Origin of the sequence: Asaia sp. SF2.1 (assembly GCF_000505765.1) — a bacterium.
Taxonomy (GTDB): domain Bacteria; phylum Pseudomonadota; class Alphaproteobacteria; order Acetobacterales; family Acetobacteraceae; genus Asaia; species Asaia bogorensis.
This window is the reverse complement of sequence record NZ_AYXS01000034.1, coordinates 133,976-134,247: the sequence shown is the minus strand read 5'-3', so window position 1 is coordinate 134,247 and position 272 is coordinate 133,976. Positions and strand designations below refer to the sequence as shown.

The 272-nt window shown below is 62.5% G+C and carries 1 pseudogene; it reads left to right on the top strand.

Annotated elements, in window-relative coordinates:
- Positions 1 to 272 (top strand): annotated as a pseudogene (locus tag P792_RS38025) (RNA-splicing ligase RtcB); the annotation flags it as partial.

Here is a 272-nt window from a genome sequence, read left to right as displayed (position 1 = left end):
CCCGATGAGGCGCTTAACCGTGAGCGTGTCATCGAGACGATGCGAACGCTGATGCGCACGCCCACGGTGGCAGCGGCAGCTATCATGCCCGATGCCTGCCCGGCGGGGCCGCTCGGCACTATTCCGGTCGGCGGCATTGTCAGCACGCGCAATGCCATCCATCCCGGCATGCATTCACCCGATATCTGCTGCTCGGTGATGATGACGGATCTGGGAATAGTCGATCCTGTAGCTGTGCTTGATGCGGCCTCCGGAGTTACGCATTTCGGGGC